12 protein-coding genes are annotated in these 14,714 nt (G+C 69.3%); 2 read left to right on the forward strand and 10 right to left on the reverse strand.

Annotation, left to right across the window (positions count from 1 at the left end; all coding sequences use genetic code 11):
- Positions 1-432: 432 nt before the first annotated feature.
- Positions 433-948, forward strand: a complete 516-nt coding sequence (locus tag VM889_02960) for an SRPBCC family protein (protein ID HVL47494.1) — start codon at positions 433-435, stop codon at positions 946-948.
- Between the two features lie 47 nt (positions 949-995).
- Positions 996-1,340 (forward strand): hypothetical protein, encoded by a 345-nt coding sequence (locus VM889_02965; GenBank protein ID HVL47495.1) that lies wholly within the window; start codon positions 996-998, stop codon positions 1,338-1,340.
- Position 1,341: 1 nt separating this feature from the next.
- Here VM889_02965 and VM889_02970 read toward each other — a convergent pair whose 3' ends face one another.
- The 10 genes from VM889_02970 to VM889_03015 all read right to left on the reverse strand — a co-directional run bounded on the left by VM889_02970 (position 1,342) and on the right by VM889_03015 (position 14,462).
- On the reverse strand, positions 1,342-2,076 hold the full coding sequence (locus VM889_02970; GenBank protein HVL47496.1) for a 1-acyl-sn-glycerol-3-phosphate acyltransferase: 735 nt from the start codon (positions 2,074-2,076) through the stop codon (positions 1,342-1,344).
- A gap of 40 nt (positions 2,077-2,116) precedes the next feature.
- Positions 2,117-6,241 (reverse strand): PKD domain-containing protein, encoded by a 4,125-nt coding sequence (locus VM889_02975; protein HVL47497.1) that lies wholly within the window; start codon positions 6,239-6,241, stop codon positions 2,117-2,119.
- Positions 6,242-6,372: 131 nt separating this feature from the next.
- Positions 6,373-8,232: a DUF2070 family protein gene (locus VM889_02980; protein ID HVL47498.1), complete on the reverse strand. Its 1,860-nt coding sequence runs from the start codon at positions 8,230-8,232 to the stop codon at positions 6,373-6,375.
- Positions 8,233-8,303: 71 nt separating this feature from the next.
- Complete coding sequence (locus VM889_02985; protein HVL47499.1) at positions 8,304-8,990, reverse strand: helix-turn-helix domain-containing protein; 687 nt, start codon at positions 8,988-8,990, stop codon at positions 8,304-8,306.
- Between the two features lie 35 nt (positions 8,991-9,025).
- On the reverse strand, positions 9,026-9,637 hold the full coding sequence (locus tag VM889_02990; protein ID HVL47500.1) for a hypothetical protein: 612 nt from the start codon (positions 9,635-9,637) through the stop codon (positions 9,026-9,028).
- Positions 9,638-9,734: 97 nt separating this feature from the next.
- Positions 9,735-11,066 (reverse strand): hypothetical protein, encoded by a 1,332-nt coding sequence (locus VM889_02995; protein HVL47501.1) that lies wholly within the window; start codon positions 11,064-11,066, stop codon positions 9,735-9,737.
- 226 nt (positions 11,067-11,292) lie between these two features.
- Positions 11,293-12,123, reverse strand: a complete 831-nt coding sequence (locus VM889_03000) for a helix-turn-helix domain-containing protein (GenBank protein HVL47502.1) — start codon at positions 12,121-12,123, stop codon at positions 11,293-11,295.
- A 79-nt stretch (positions 12,124-12,202) separates the two neighbouring features.
- Complete coding sequence (locus VM889_03005) at positions 12,203-13,027, reverse strand: hypothetical protein (GenBank protein ID HVL47503.1); 825 nt, start codon at positions 13,025-13,027, stop codon at positions 12,203-12,205.
- A 30-nt stretch (positions 13,028-13,057) separates the two neighbouring features.
- Positions 13,058-13,228: a hypothetical protein gene (locus tag VM889_03010; GenBank protein ID HVL47504.1), complete on the reverse strand. Its 171-nt coding sequence runs from the start codon at positions 13,226-13,228 to the stop codon at positions 13,058-13,060.
- A 379-nt stretch (positions 13,229-13,607) separates the two neighbouring features.
- Complete coding sequence (locus VM889_03015; protein HVL47505.1) at positions 13,608-14,462, reverse strand: helix-turn-helix domain-containing protein; 855 nt, start codon at positions 14,460-14,462, stop codon at positions 13,608-13,610.
- Between the last annotated feature and the right edge of the window lie 252 nt (positions 14,463-14,714).

Below are 14,714 nucleotides of genomic sequence, written 5' to 3' on the forward strand. Positions count from 1 at the left end.
AACCATGCCCGGGTTCACGGCCTCCTTCCGCGTGCGCGTGTGGGGGGCGCGCGGGGGCGCCTTTCGCGCCGATCCATCGCGAACCCGGGCGCGAATGCCGGCTGCGGTCCCGGTCCCGGACCCGGTCCCGGTCCCGACGCCCGGACCCGGACCCGGTCCCGGCGCCCGACGCCCGGACCCGGTCCCGGCGCCCGGACCCGGACCCGGTCCCGGCACCCGGCGCCCGACACCCGGTCCCGGCGCCCGACGCCCGGTCCCGGCTCCCGGCTTTCGGTCCCGGTCCCGGCGCCCGACACCCGGTCCCGGCACCCGGTCCCGGTTCCGACGCCTAATCCCGAGCCGAACACCCAACACGCGGCTCGGTCCCTTGGTGCCTTGGGGCCGCAGCGCATCGGCGCAAACCTCAATACCCGTGTGCCGGAGACGGATTCGTTGCTGGAGAACGCCCTCGTGGTCACGCTCGACAAGGAGATCCGGATCCAGGCTCCGCCCGATCGGGTGTTCGCCTGGGTCGGCACGCTCGTCCGGCATCCGCGGTGGATGCCGGGGACGCTCGCCGCCTACCCGACGGTGCCGGGCGACCTGAGGCGCGGGTCGCGCCTCCACCTGACGCTCGAGGCGTTGGGTCTGCGGTTCGAATCCGAGGCGGAGACCCTGCTCTGGGAGCCCGGCCGCGCGTTCGGCTGGCGGCAGCGCGTGGGCGACCTCGCGCGCCACGAGGCGCGATTCGAGGTGACGCCGGACGGGTCGGGCGGGTCGCGCGTGCGCGCGAGGATCGACGTGGAGCTTCCGTTCGTCCTGCCGAGGCTCGCGACGGAGGCCGAGATCGCGGCGGAGCTGTCGGGCAAGCTCGATCGCGGGCTCCTCAACCTGCGCGACCTCGCCGAGGGGCGGCCGATCGGGGCCGGGGGCGTGGCGGGCCTCCGCTGGGCGCGCGTCTCGGGTTGATCGTCGTACCACATCGCCCATGCCGGTCCTCAACCGAGCGTGACGGCATGGGTCGAACGGTCGCGGCGGGCGCGATGCACGCCGCCGTGGTCCTCGTCCTTGCGGCGGGCGCGATCCTGTCGGCGGCGGGCGCGCTCCTCGTCCTCCTCGACCGTCCGGAAGCCGCGGACGCGGCGGCCGTGGCGCCGATCCATCTCGCGGTCCTCGGGTTCGCGGCCGCGGTGCTCGCGGCCCGGCGCGTGTTCGCGGCGGCGGCGATGGCGGGCCTCTTCCTCGCGACGATGGTCCTTGCGGCCTCGCATCTTGCGGCTTCGTTCCTCTTCCTCGTGGGGTCGGGCCTGGCCCTCATCGTTCCGGGCGCGCACAGGCCGCTCTTCGACGACCCGTTCTGACTCAGAAGAAGGGGTTTCCGCGCTTCTCGACCTGGCGCAGCAGCTCGCGCTGCATCACGCGCTCGACGTCGCGCGCGAGCGTCTCGGCGACGTCGGAATCGACGCTCGATTCCTGCCCGAGATATTTCGTGACGTCGATGGGCTCGCAGAACTTGATGCGCCACTTCACGGGGAACGGGAACAGGTTGAGCGGGACGGGAAGCGAGAGGCCGAGGGTGTCCTTGAAGCGCTCGATGCGGAAGAGGCTCGGGTTCGCCTCCTCGCCGCCCACGATGACGACGGGGACGATGGGGACCTTCGCCGCGAGGGCGACGCGCGCAAAGCCCGGCTTGAACGGCTCGAGCTTGTAGCGGCGCCAGATGGGCTTGAAGTTGCCCTCCTCGGCCTCCGGGAAGAAGAGGACGAGCCCGCCCTCGTCGAGGATCTCGGTGCTCTCCTGGACGGAGACCTCGAAGAAGCCGAGCTTCGAGGCGAGCGTTCCGACGACGGGGGCGCGGAAGAAGGCGGGATGGACCGCGGTGCGGACGGTGCGGCCGAGGCCGTCGTGGAGGGTCACGAAGAGGTTGCTGAAATCGAGGCCCGTCCATCCCGTGTGGTTGGCCGCGACGACCGCGGCTCCGCGGGGCACGTGCTCGATGCCTTCGATCTCGACCCGGGAGTACCGGTGCATCGCGCGGGCGGGCGCGAGGGCCTTCTCGAGGACGGCCGGGTCGACGTCGCCCCGTTCGCGGCTCACGCTGCGCCGAACGGGTCGCTCTCGCAAATCCGTTTCGGGATCACGGCAGGCCCTTGAAGCCCGCGACGGCCGTGGTCGCCCCGCCGGGGTCGACGTAAACGTACCCGCTCACTCCGTTGAGCGAGCGGATCGTGACGCCCAGCTCCGCGTTCGTGAACGTGAGCGAGGCGGTCCAGCGGTACCATCCCGGCGCGTGCATCGGCACGAGGGAGGTGACCTGGCCCGGGAGCTTCGGCATCTCGACCGACCCTTCGTGGGTCGGGATGAACTGCGACCCTGTCGCCTCGGCGATCTCGGCGTCGCCGAGGACCTGCCGCGAGGCGAGCCAGGACCACGTGTATTCGAGCGTCACGCCGCGGGCGGCCCGGCCGTTCGACCACGTCGCGTTGATCGCGAGGAGGATGGGCGCCCCGGGGTCGGACACGTAGGTCGCGCCCGCGGGCTGGTTGTCGGTCGCGCCGAGCCACACGGGGTCCGAAAGGACCGGCCATCCCCGGTTCGCTTCGTCCAGGATGCCGGCCGACTTGAAGCTCAGGCGCTCGAGGAGCACGAACCGTCCGAGGTCGACGAGGGTGGCCTTGGACGCGAGGACGGTCGAGGGGTTGACCGCGATGAGCGTCGCGCTCTCCACGATCGAGAAGTCCACGCGCTGACCCGCGCGCCACGCGCCCGCCGCTAGCGTCGTCTCGAACGTGCCGTTCGGGTGCGCGACGACGGCGCCGGTCCCGAGAGGCAGGTTCGAGAGGCGGCCCGAGATCGCGAAGCCGCGCGAGAGGTCCGCGCCCTCGCCATCGGGGTAGACGATGCGTCCGCGGACGGTCACGGGATTCGCGGACATGACGGTGATCGACACCTGGGCCGTCGCGGTGAGGCCGCCGTTGTCGGTGACCGTGAGGCGCGTCGTGTAGATGCCCGAGGTGTTGAACTGGTGGATCGCGTCGAGGCTGCCCGTCGCCGAGCGGCCGTCCCCGAACGTGTAGCGCGCCGAGGCGATGGTGCCGTCGGGATCGTTCGCGGAGCCGAGGAACGTGACGGCCTGGCCCTCGAGAACGACGAGTCCGGGCGAGGCGACGAGCGACACCGTCGGGGCGCGGTTGCGTACGACGAGGTTTGAGGGGAGCGTCGTGACGTTCGCGCCGTCGATGTCGACGGCGGTGAGCGTGACCTTGTACGATCCCGGCACCGCGAAGACGTGCGCGATCGGCGTCGGAGCGCCGGTCACGACGGCGGTCTGGCCGTCGCCGAAGCGCCATTCGAGGCGCGCGATGCCGCCGTCGGAGTCGGCCGCGGTCGGCGTGAACGTGACCGACTCGCCGCTGAAGATGATGGAGCGGTCCTGCGTGAACGAGGCCGTCGGGGGCGCGTTCACGCGGAGCGTCCGGTCGGTCGCGTTCGTCTGGCCGAGCCCGTCCTGGATCCGGAGCTGCACGGAGTACGTGCCGGCGGCGCCGAAGGATCGCGAGACGCTCGGGCCGCGCAGGACGAGGCCGTCGCCGAAGCGCCATTCCCAGGAGGAGAGCGGCGCGCCGACGGGCGTGCTCGCGTCCGTGAAGACGACGGTTTCGCCGGGCCGCGGAATGGCGGGAGCGAACGTGAAGGCCGCCTTGGGCTTCGCGTGCAGGACGCGCACGTTCAGGACGGCCGTCGTGACGCCGCCCGCGTCGTCGACCGCGGTTCCCGTGACGGTGTATTGCCCGGGCGTCCTGAAGCGGTGGAGCACGTTGAGGCCCGTCAGGTTGGTGCCGTCGCCCATGTTCCACGTGAAGCTCACGACCGATCCGTCCCGGTCCTGCACGGTCGCGTTGAAGCGGACCGTCTGGTTCACCTCGGGTTCGACGGGGGTAGCGGCGAGGAGCAGGATGCGCGGGCGCTGGTTGAGCACGACGAAGGGCTTCGTGAGGCTCGCCGATTCGCCGGTTGCGGCCTCGTGGACCGTGAGCGTGACGTTGTAGGTGCCGGGTCGCTCGTAGACGTTGCGCGCGACCGTGCGCGTGTCCGTCTTGCCGTCGCCGAAGCGCCAGAGGCGGCTCGTGATGACGTCGCCCTCGTCGGGGTCGTAGCTCCGGTCCGTGAAGGTCACGAGCGAGAGCGAGGGCGCGGCGCCGGAGGCCGGAATCGAGGTGAAATCGACGACGGGCGGGGAGTTCGCGACCGTGAAGTCGAGACGGCCGGACGCGACGCCGCCCCGGCCGTCCTCGACCGTGAGGCGAACGAAGCACGCGCCGCGCTGCAGGATCGTGTGCGAGATCGTGACGTCGGAGGGGCCGCGGACGAAGGAGGCGCCGTCGCAGAAGTCCCAGGTGCGCTTCGCGATGGTCCCGTCGGCGTCGGTCGAGTCGTCCGTGCATTCGAAGCGCGTCGAGGTCGTGACGGGGCCGGTCGTGCAGCGGAAGTTCACGACGGGGTCGCGGTTCCTGACCTGGACGACGCGGGTGGCCGTGGACTCCGCCCCGTCGTTGTCGGCGACCGTGAGCGTGATGCGCGCCTCGCCGCTTGCGCGGAAGACGTGGGAGAAGGAGGCGTTCTGGGACACCGCTTCGCCGTTGATCGTCCAGGCGCGGCGCGCGATCGTTCCGTCGCGGTCCTGCGACGTGTCGGTGAAGAGGACGGTTTCGAGCGAGGTCGGGTCGCCGGGGCTCAGCACGAAGGAGGCCGTCGGCGGAACGTTCGCGACGCCGACCACCTTGCGCGAGGGCGCGGAGACGTTACCCTTGTCGTCGACGACGACGAGCGTCACGGTCCACGTGCCGTTGTCCGCAAACTTGTGCTTGGGGTTCGGGAGCTGCGATGACGAGCCGTCGCCGAAGTCCCAGCGCCACTCGACGACGTGGCCGTCGAGGTCGTAGGCCCGGTCGATGAACTGGACGAGGTCGAGGTCGGTCGCGTTCTTCGGCGTGAACTCGAAGTCGGCGACGGGCGGGGTGTTGCCCACGACGATCGTCTGCTTGACGAAGTTCGTCATGAGCGTGTTGTCGCGCACCTCGAGCGTCACGTTGTACGCGCCCGGCGCGGCGAAGCGGTGCCGGGGGCAGGTTCCGGCGGAAACGCCCTGCACGTGGCACGGGAGGTTCGACGTCGATCCGTCGCCGAAGTTCCAGGCCCACGAGACGATCTGTCCGCCGTCGGGGTCGTACGAGTAGTCGATGAAGGTGACTTCGCTCGAGGTCGTGGGGTAGAGGGGCGTCCAGCCGAAGGACGCGACCGGCGGGAGCGTTCCGGGAAGCCCGATCGGATCCGACTGCGTTCCGCGCGGCGCGGTCGTGACGCGCTCGGCGTAGCCGTCGAGCTTCACGCGCCAGCCGCCCGGCACCTGGTAGGCGACGTAGGTGCCGGCGAAGCCCCGCACGACGACGCGTTCGCCGGGCGCCGCCGCGAGGGCCTGGCCGCTCGCGTTCACGACGACCCCCTGGTCGCCGGTCGCGGGGATCTGGAACTCGATCGCGTCGACGAGCCCGTCGCTCCACGCGTAGTCCTTGAGGAGCTCGCCGTTCACGCGCACCCAGGCTGCGGGAAACCCTGCGATGGGGTTCGCCGGGTCGCGCTTCTTCGCGTTCGTTTCGAGGCGCTGGCCCATGCCGGTCTGGAGCGTCACGACGTCGATCTCGCGCGTGCCGCCGAGGACGACGTAGGCGAGGCGCTCCTGCGTCTTGACGGTCGGGTTCTCGGGCGCGATCGGACGCGCGAGGCCGCCTTCGGTGCGCAGGAGCCTCGACGCCTTCTCGGCGACGAACGTCGCCTGCACCGTGCCGTCGAGCGCGAGGGTCGACGTCGCCTTGTCGAGGTCGCTCATCGCGAAGCGGCCGTTGAAGCCGCGCACCGTGATCACGTCCGTCGGGTGCAGCGCGAAGCGCCGCTCCCCGAGCTGGAGGGTCGTCGCGTCCTCGGGCTTGACGCCGACCTTGAAGGTGAGCGTCTCGAGGGTGCCGGAGCCCCACGCGTCCTCGAAGACGCGGCGGCCATCGATCTCGACCCAGAGGACGGACATGGTCGCGAAGGCGGCGCCGCCCGCGTCGAGCGTCGCGAAGCGCTCCACGGCCGCGCCCGCGACGCCGGCCGGGACCTTGGGCTCGACGGATCCCCCGCCGTCCACGGTGATGGCGGGCGAGATGGAGCTCGCGACCATCATGAACAGGCTGAGGAGCGACATCAGGAGCTTCTGGATCAACGTGGAGGCCTCCCATCCCGGAGCCTTCGCTCCGCGGCGACAGGCCCACGAACCGTCGCGAGCGCCAAGAAGCGTCGTTTGTCACGCGCCGGGGCGACACCCGAACCGACCCTGCAAGGTCACGGATATCTTCAGACGAGGCCGACCAGGTAAAAGAGGAGCGCGGCCGCGAGCCCCTGCACGAGGAACGCCGCGAGGGTCAGCTGGAGCGCGATGCTCGTCATGACGTTGATCGAGGCCGTGAGCTGCACGGTCTTCTGGTGGCCGAAGACGTAGAAGTCCTCGAGCTCCCCCCGGCCGAAGGCGCATTGGACGGGCTCGAGGTCGGAGACGGCCTGCTCGACCGCGAGGCGGGTCACGTCCGCGATGCGCGAAGGGGAGGCGACGTGCCCCACGGGCCCGTAGGATCCCGCGACCGCGTTCACCGAGTGGTTGTCCGTCGTCATCACCTGGAAGCTGTCGACGACCCCGTCGAGCGCCTTGCCGATGAGGCGCGTCACCTCCGGGACCGCGTTGTTGCCGTCCCAGAGGATGTAGGCGTGCCGTTGGCCGCCCGCCTCCACCGCGATGACCTGCACGCCCTGCTCGCCGATGAGGTCGCGCTTCGTGAAGGACGTCTTGTCCTGGGCGATGCCGACCCGCACCGTCTCGACCTGCCGATCGAGCGCTTCGCGCGTCGCGTCGCCCGCGGCCTGGATGATGGCGTCCGAGCGCGGCGTGCAGAGGAAGACCGCCCCCGCGCCCGGCGTGAGCGAGTTGTGGCAGTCGACGAACATCGCGTGCTTCGCGCCCGCTTCGCGGGCGGCCATCTCGGCCGCGAGGCCGACGCCGTACTCGACGTCGTCGATGGCTTCGGGCCAGGAGGTGTAGGTGAGGAGCGCGCTTGCGCCGAAGACCTGGCTCGTGACGCGGATGCGCCCGCCCTTCGTGACGGCCATCGAGCCGCCTTCCGCGAACTCGAGTCGGTCGATGACGCGGTTCACCTCGCGCGCGAGTCGCTCGACGTCATCCGTGCTCACGGGATTGAAGTCGTGCGTGGCGCTTCCGTGGGGCACCATCACGAGCTCCACGTCCCGGACGCTTCCCGCGATCTTTCCGGGAAGGTCGGACCCGCCGAGCTGGCCGATCGGGCCGGGGTGGAGCGCGGGGACGACCACCGCGGCCTTGAGCGTGCCGTCGCGGCGGCGGAACGCGGCGACGCCGAACTTCGCGGTGATGGGCTCCGCGAAGCGCTTGAGGAGCGGCTCGCCCTCCATGCGCCCCGTGGAGATGTGGTCGAGGTAGTAACGGAACATCTCGCTCGCGCTCACCTTGAAGTTCTTCTTGAGCGGCGCGTCGAAGACCTCGAGGAAGAAGATGAGGGGAACGAGGAAGACCCACGGGAGAAGGAGCGTCAGGAGCAGCTCGCGGCTCCCGAAGGAGTATTGGAGCGCGATGAAGGGGAGGCCGATCGCGGTCTGGAGGAGCGTGACCGGCAGCGAGCGGAGGTGCCGGTTGTCGGAGGTCGCGAAGAGGAACGCGTGCCTCGTGCTCGTGATCATCATGTATCCGAAAAGGAGCGCGTAGCCGGGCGGGAAGTCGAGGAGGACGCGGAAGGGCACCGCGACGACCAGGGTCGCGCCGATGAGCGTCACGCAGACGGCGGCGAGGAATGACGAGCGCCGGTAGTACAGCGTTCCGCCGAGGCCCTGCGCGAGCGGCGCGGAGAGGACCCCCGCGAGAACGCCGGGGAGGCCGATGATGACCACGCCCGCGACGATGGAATCGAGGACGCCGGCCGTCGTCTCGTAGAGGAAGAGCCCGAACAGGGCCGAGGCGATGACGATGTAGGCGTAGGCGTACGGCGCGGGCGGCGCGTCGAAGACCACCTTCGAGAGCCGTGCGCTCTTCTCCAGGCTCGCCTGGATGGAGGACTCGGCGTCGTGGTCCCCGCCCGCGTGGAGATGCAGGCGGGCGAGGGCGAGGAGAGGGTTTCGCCGGGGCCGGTCCACGAACCGGGCATCCGTGCGGGCTCTTTATGAGACTGTCGGGTCGGGACGGGTTCCGCCGTTCGGACCCCGGTTCAGACGGGCGGGGCCCGGCTCGCCTCGAGGAGCGCTTCGAGGCCGGTCGCGTCGTACGTGGTCTCCCGCAGCTTCTTGAGCAGGGTCGCGAGCCAATCGTTGAGGCGCCGCTTGTCCGCGTAGAGGAAACGGTTGCGGCCCGTCTTGTTCTCGATCACGAGGCCCGCGGCCTCGAGCCGGTCGAGATGCCAATTCACGGTCGGCGAGGAGACGCCGAGGAGCGCGGTGAGCTCGGCCCGGTAGCACCAGGGGTTCTTCACGATCGCGTCGAGGACCCGGCGGGTCTCCGCGTTGTCGAGGACGGCGAGCATGCGCCGCTCCTCCTCGGTGAAGGCGCCGCCGTTCACGAAGAAGCGGACCTTGTTGCCGTCGATCGTGCTCGTGACGAGGCTGAACTCCACGAGCTTGTCGAGATGGTAAGACGCCGTCGAATGGCTGACGCCGACGGAGGAGGCGATGTCGGCGATGCACACGCCGGGGAGCGCGCGGACCTGGTCGAAGATGCGGCGGCGCGTCTCGTTGTCGAAGGTGGCGCTGCGGTTGAGCCTGTTGTAGAGCGCAAGGCCCGCACCCGCCGCGGCCCACCCTCCCAGGGCGTCGCGGACGACGAGGGCCACGAGGACCCCCGCGCCCGTCCAGAGCGCGACGTGGACGAGCCCGCGCCACCCTCCGTGGCCGGGCCTCATCGTTTCCTCCCTTTACTCCCTGCGTGGTCAAGGGCTCATCCGACGGGGCGCCCCTCGTCGGACGATTCCTCCGGTTCCCGGAGGAGCTGGGCGGGCAGGTGGTCGGACCGGGTCCTGCCGAAGAGGCTTCCCTTGGCGAGCCGCGTCGTGAAGACGTGGCCCTTGGCCTCCGCCGTGATCATCTCGTAGGGCATGGCGCCCTTGTAGACGCCGTAGTTGACCTCGCCGTTCTTGTCCTTGCTCCGGATGGCCGCAAGAAGCAGCCAGAGCAGGGCGATCGGCGGCCCGTAGGCCATGAGCTCTCCTCGCCAATTGATGGCCTCGACGCCGGGCGGGGGCGGCGCCGTGGGCGGCGTCGTCGCGGCCTCGCCGCCGAAGTCCGCGAGCGTGATGCGCCCGGGACCGACGCGGACCGTGACCGGCTTCTGCCGCTCCTCCACGTTGCGGCCGCTGAGGTCGAGCTCGACGCTCCCTCCGGAGCCGTCGCCGACGCTCAGGTTCGCGGTCGTCGTGAGGAGAATGAACACGGTGTAGCCGACGATGTACACGAGGAACATCGCGAGCGCGAGGTTGCGGCGCCTCCGGATGGTCTGTTGGCGGATCGCCTCCAGCCCGTACGGGGTCCAGTTCTCGCGCTTCTTCGGCATGGCCTTCTCCGTGTGTTGAGTTGAAAGATGGGAAACCGGGAGGGTCCGGAGACCCCCCCGGGTGTTCGTCTACGACATCCACCACGAGCCCGAAGGCTTAGTGGCGGAGGTCGAACGGCGCCGAGGAACCCTCGAGGTCGAAGATGACGAAGTTGCGCTGGCTCGGCTCCTGCGGGCGGTAGGTACCGCTGTAGTAGAGGTCGAGCCGGGCCGTGTCGTGGGCGTGCGTCGGCGTGCCCGCGCCCTGGTCGAGCGGGTTGAAGGGGTGGCTGTTGCCCTCGGCGTCATCGTCGCCGTTGGGGCAGGTCCACTCCGTTCCCTTGTAGCTCGAGCTGCCGTCCTCGTAGCGCGTGTAGGCGCCGGACTCGCAGCCGTTCGTGTCCGACGCGTCCGCGCCGGCGACGCCGTGCTCCTTGCCGGCGGCCTGAACGACCTTGAGGTCCTTCATGTAGAGGACGATTTCAGCGTTGTACCGGCGGTAGTTGTGGTACACGAGGCCGTCCTCGGGCGAGGGGACGTTGTACGTCGTGTTGCGAGCGTACCCGTCGTAGATGCAGCCGTCGGGACCGACCGTGTTGCCGTCGTAACAGTACGAGGCGCCGCCGTTCACGAGGGGGTTCGTGGGCTGGAAGTAGCCCTGCGGGGGGTTGTCGATGAACGCCTGGCAGCTCGTGACACCGTCGTCGGCCGTGAACGAGGCCGCGCCGAGGATGTTGACGACCCAGATCGGGTAGTCCATGACGAGGCCCGTGTGGATGGTCTCGCCGGCCACCGTGAGGTCCGTGTGGTACGGGGACTCCTCGGCGTCCGTGACGGCCGTCGTGGTGTCCTCGCCGTCGTTGTTCGTGTCGAACACGTCGTCCCAGTCCTCGGACGAGCTGACGTCGCCGAGGTCGAGGCGGACGATGTACTTGTCCACGTAGAACGAGTGGTCGTTCGGGTCCGTGATGAAGTAGGACTCGACGTAGTTGATGTTGTACTCGTCCTCGATCATCGGGATGCCCGTCGTCGTCTCCTCGAGCGTGCGGCCGAAGTTCTTCTTCGTCGTCACCGAGGTGATCGGGTTCGGGTTGCCCGACTCCGTGGCGATGACCGCGCCGCCGCACGGGTAGCGGCTGCAAGCGTAGGATCCGTCGGTCCGGAAGCCGCAGTCCGAGAGCTGGTAGTTGAGACCGCTCACAGCCTGGTCCGGGCGGATGAGGTACTGGTCGTTGAACCAGAGCTTGCCACCGCTGATGACCTGCTCGCGCACCAGAACCGTCACACCGGTGATATTCCGGTTCACGACGGCCTGGATGACGGCGAACACGTTGTGTCCTTCGACAACCTGCTCAGTCTTGGGGCCGAGGTCGCTATACGTAGCGGCCGCGGCGAAAGCGGGGACGGCCATGATGGCCACAAACGTCACCGCCACAATCTTTGCCTTCATTCAGTTACACCTCCATTCCTGTGTCCGTATGTACAGACCGAAGTGGTTGCGTGATGGGAAGCCTCCCGTCCGGCTGCACGAAGCGTCGGTGCGGGAATTTCCCTCAGCCTCCTCCGCGTACACGCGCTAGCCTCCACTTCGGTTCTTGAGCGACTTGCGCGATATTTGACGAGGAGCATGTCACCCGGGTGGGTGACGACGGGGCTTCCCAGGGCATTCAGGGCCTTCAGGCCTCCTTGCGGAGCGTCGCGGCCGCCTTGGTCGCCGCGCCCACCTTCTCGGCCTTCTCCCAGTGCGCGAGGATCGTGTTCTTCATGTCCCTGACGATGGCGCGGTCGTCGCTCCAGATCGCGACGTCCTCGCCCTTGAACAGGTGTTCGTCGTCCGGGACGTAGTGACAGATCAAGACCTCCGCGTCGTCGATGACGAGGATCACCGACCCGGGGGTCTTCGCGCTTGTTGAACGGGCCTCGCCCACCTGGGCGAACTCGAGGACGTTGTCCCGGTTCGCGTCGGTCACGGGGCAGAGGAGCCGGAGGGCCGCGCCCGCGCGGGCCTTCTCCTTGAGGAGGGGCAGGTAGTACCCCATGCGGACGCCCGAGAATTCGGTGCCCATCTCGAGGATCTCGCGCTCCGCGCGCTGGACCATCTCGTACTTGCGGTTGATCACGTTCTTGCGGCCCTTGAGGACGTTGAAGCTCCCGGCCTTGTCGAGACCGTGGGCGTCCCCGTTCGAGCGGAGCTCGGAGCCGAGGAGCTTCTTGTCGTCCTCGATCTTCTTGAGCTTCGCCTGGTAGTCCCGCTCGAACTGGCGCAGGTAGCGCTCGAAGGGGACCGCCTCGTAGCGCTTGGGGCGCTCGGGGATGATCTCCGTGAGCTGCTTCTGGTGCAGGTCGTCGAGCACCGAGTAGATCTTCGTTCGCGGCACGCGGGACACGTTGGCGATGTCCCGGGCCGTGGCAACACCCAGATCCAGGAGCGCGAGGTACGTCCGAGCTTCGTACTCGGTGAGCCCGTACTCCTGCATCTTGTCCAGCCGGTCTTGGTTGATCGGCATGTTTACCTCTCCATTTCCTTGTCTTCTCCAGCAACTCGCCGGCCGAAGCCGGGCCCACCCTGTGAAGGGATGAGAATGATCATTGCCACGTTCCAGCGCCTCCCTGCTGCGTGGCGCGCTCGTTCACCCAGGCGCCGCGGCCCTGGGGCTGCGTGAGGCCGCCTTCGCGGGGCTTCTCGCCGACCCAGATGTCCACGAGGAACGTCTCGTGCTCGTGGTCGCTTGTGCCGACCGGGTGGTTGTAGGCGTTCTCGTCCGTGGCGGACGCGTCGTGCACGACCTTGCCCGCGGGTTTCGCATGGAAGCGGCAGGTGTCGACGAGCGTGACGAAGTTGTACGCGCGCGACCCGTCGGGGTTCGGGACCGAGGGATCGTTCGTGAGCGGATCCTGGCGGATCTCCGTCGCGTACACGTAGAACGGGCCGACGAACGCGCTCGCGTTGAAGCCCGCGCCGTACTCGCCGGCGTCGAGCTTTCCGTCCGTATAGGACGGGCCGCGGACGGTCGTTCCGCCCGTGTCGAGGTCGACGTCCGGCTCCGTTGTCAAGAAGTATTGGTACTCCGTCGTCGTCCAGACGTGCTCGTGGACCGGGTCCTTGTAGGTGTAGACGACGCCCGTCTTGTTGAGCGTGTGCGCGCGGGGGTCGGGCGCGCCCGACTCCGCGATGTAGACGAAGCGGTTCGGACCGAAGTGCGTCGTATCGAGGAGCACCTGGTCGTTGAACCACATGATGCGCATGCGCGCGATGCCGGTCACGCCCGCGAGGCACGGGTCGAAACCGCTGAGGTCGAAGTACGTGGTGTGTCCGGTCGCGATGCTTCCACCGTCCGTGGAGATGCCGGCCGGGACCGAGAGAAGGAGCGCGCTGAGGAGGACGGCGACGATCTTCGTCTGCTTGTCCATGCGCGCGCGTCTCCGGTCCGGCGGGGGTCCTCAGAGGACCGCCGCGTCCGTCGCCGCCGCCACGTAGGCGGCGTCGCGGAGGCTGCGTTCGGAAACATGCGCGAAGCGCTGGGTGGAACCGGAGGTCGGCTCGGGCATGGCCCTGCGAAGCAGGGCGTAGCCGAGGTCGCGCCTCGGGACCGTCTCGATCTTCTTGTTCACGGCAACACCATTCTGCTCGCGCGGAACCCGGTCTCCGTCCGGGCCGTTCCGTCCCAGCAACTGGACGGAGCGTCACCGCGCTTGCGATGACCCGTTCATTCGACGCCATATGACAGGTCGCCCTTCACAGGCGTGAGTGACACGGACCACTGAGCAAGAAAAGCTCGAAGTCGCGCCACATTCCGCTTGCGGTACGGGCCTTCGCCGAGTTCGCGGCTCGGCGCGACCCTGGGTGAGGAATGCAGAGGAATCCCCATGCGTCACAGGCGACGGTGAGTCGCGTGGAGAACAACGCAGGCGAAGATGTTTGAGAAAAGATGGATGCCCCGCGCGCGTCGCCGCGCGCGGGGCGATGGGTCCAGCCTCCCTGATCCGGACTTCAGTGGGCGGCCGCGGGCCGCTCGGGAAGCGCGATGCCCGTCGCGGCCGCGAGGGCCGCGAGGGTCTTCGCGCTCGCCGCGTCGGACGCGTTCCAGGCGAGCTCGAGCAGGGCCATCATGGCCGCGACGACGGCGGCGTCGTCGGACCAGAGCGCGACGTCGTTGCCCTGGAAGTAGTGGTGGTCGTCGGGAACGTGGTGCGCGACGAGGACCTTCCCGTCGGCGATTGCGATGGTCGTCGCGCCGATCGCGGCGGCGCCGGCGCGGAGCTCCACGGCCTGCGAAAGGGCCTCGACGGCCTCGCGCTCGGCTTCGGTCGCGGGCGCCGCGACGCGGACGCGAACGCCGCTCTCGGCGCGCTCGACGAGGACGGTCGCGTGGTACGCGAGCCGGTGCAGGCCGGCCGCGCTCGTCGCGACGAACACGTCGCGCTCGGCCTGGCCGATCATCTCGGCGAGACGTGAGGCGATGTTCGCGCGACCCTTGAGGACGATGAATCCGCCCGCGTCCTCGAGCTGGAGCTTGCCCTTCGGGGCGAACTCCGACTCGAGGGCCTCGCGCTCGCCCTGCAGGGCCTCGACCTTGGCCTTGTGGCCGCGCTCGATCTCGTCGAGGTAGCTCGCGAGGGGCTGCACGAGGTAGCGCTTGGGGCGCTCGGGGATGACCTTGATGAGGCGCTTGCCCTCCAGGCCCTCGAGGGCCTGGTAGATCTTGGTGCGGGGCACGCGCGCCACGTCGGCGATCGGGCTTGCCTCGGCCTTCTCGAGGTCGAGGAGCGCGAGGTACGCACGGGCCTCGTATTCGGTGAGGCCGTGCTCCATGAGGCGCGACACACGGGACGGGTTGACGGTCATTGGGGTCTCTCCAGCGGGGTCGCCTCGCTCACGCTGGGAGAACCCAGGTGCGCAAGGCAGGGGCAACACACACGCCAGGCGGCTTGCGCCGCCCGACGGTTCGACCGTTCCCAACTCCGGTCTTAAGCTTTGTGTCACGCGGGGTCGCCGGGAAAACGCTCCGTCCCCCGTCGGCGTGACGATCACGGTCGGCGGCGGCCCGCCGCGGCGAGGGCGAGGGCCACGCCGAGGGCGCCGAGGGCGAGGAGGGGG

This window comes from Candidatus Thermoplasmatota archaeon, from assembly GCA_035540375.1.
Taxonomy (GTDB): domain Archaea; phylum Thermoplasmatota; class SW-10-69-26; order JACQPN01; family JAJPHT01; genus DATLGO01.